This is a genomic window from Vibrio sp. 1557 (assembly GCF_033340175.1).
GTDB classification, from domain to species: domain Bacteria; phylum Pseudomonadota; class Gammaproteobacteria; order Enterobacterales; family Vibrionaceae; genus Vibrio; species Vibrio alginolyticus.
This window is the reverse complement of the sequence record NZ_JAWOVZ010000156.1, coordinates 1-1298: the sequence shown is the minus strand read 5'-3', so window position 1 is coordinate 1298 and position 1298 is coordinate 1. Positions and strand designations below refer to the sequence as shown.

Here is a 1298-nt window from a genome sequence, read left to right as displayed (position 1 = left end):
TGTCCTAATTCGGCCAGTAAATTGCCGACATCGTTATAAATACCAGATGGGTCGCTTTGATAAGACATATTGGCAAGCAGACGGCGGTACAGGCTCAGAGCCTTTTCGTAGTCGCCGCGATAATTGTAGTTGTTCGCTACGACTCGCAACGCCAAGTCTGCAGGGAAGACTTCTGCGTGCTTATCGTCTAAATGGCTTTCGAGAGATGAGCAAAAGAAGTTTGCCTTGTGGTAACGGCCTTGCTGGTTTAGCGTGTAGCAAAGTTGGTAATTCATCAACGCTTTACCTTCCACGTCACCATTTTGTTTCATCTTTTGCCTTAACGAGCTGAAACTGGCAACAGAAGCGTCATAACTGCCATGTTTACGTTCGTTTAAAGCGAGAATGTACTCAGATTCTAACTTCGCGAAATCATTGTTTAAGATTTGGCTACTTCCGTAATAAGGCTGCTTGATGTTAGCCATATACTCATAAATCAACCCACTGACGTAAAGTCTTTCGCTGTCAGAGACGGAAGTATGATAACGGTCTTGAAGCATGCTAAGAGCAGAAGCCGCATCGTTGTGTAACGTTGTTTGATAGACAGCGTGCCATTGCGTAAAGTTTTGGGTGTGTTCAATCTCGGTAGAGTCACTTGCGTATATTTGACTGCAAAAAAGCAGTGACGCAAGCAAAGGAGACAGCGCGCGCATAAGGAAGTAGCCTTGTGTTTTTCTTATATAATCTTTTCAGTATGTTATACCCATTATCTTATAGGCGATGTGACCACGTGAAGTGAATAAACAATACTGAATGGAAAAACTATGAAGTGGGTCGATATTTGTGTTGAGAACTAGGGGAGGGAATAGAACCCCCGGCACAAGTGCCGAGGTCAACGCGATTAGTCTACGTATAGCTTCGCTAGATCTTGAGGCTCCATTTCTTTGCCTTCTAGCTGATCATTCCAGTTTGTACCAACAAGAACGCCGTCTTCAGCAAGAGTCAGAAGCCAATCTTCTACAAAGATATCTAGTGGAATTTCAAGAACAGTAAAATCTGCCCACTCTTCAACGTTGTGCGCTTCAGCATCTTCTTTCGAAGACCAGAAAGGCATTACTTCGCTATTTTCGAACTCAGTTGAATCGCAAGACAACCAACCTTCTTCATTGCGTAGACCCCAAACGAGTTGGTTTTCTTTCGTTTCTGCTACGAAAAGATCAAGGTTTGCTTGGATATCTGATGTAAGTTTGCTCATTTCAAAACTCTCATTGTTATGACGCCGCTAGATTACCACTAAAGCGCCGATTCCTAAAGCATAA

1 protein-coding gene and 1 pseudogene are annotated in these 1298 nt (G+C 43.3%); both read right to left on the bottom strand.

Annotation, left to right across the window (positions count from 1 at the left end):
• A pseudogene (locus R7070_RS25470) lies at positions 1–692 on the bottom strand (GGDEF domain-containing protein); the annotation flags it as partial.
• 188 nt (positions 693–880) lie between these two features.
• Positions 881–1234, bottom strand: a complete 354-nt coding sequence (locus tag R7070_RS25465; protein WP_005477755.1) for a DUF2750 domain-containing protein — start codon at positions 1232–1234, stop codon at positions 881–883.
• Between the last annotated feature and the right edge of the window lie 64 nt (positions 1235–1298).

Bases quoted from the DNA above. Each gene is read 5' to 3' on its own strand.
- R7070_RS25465 (WP_005477755.1), bottom strand. From the start codon at position 1,234: ATGAGCAAACTTACATCAGATATCCAAGCAAACCTTGATCTTTTCGTA.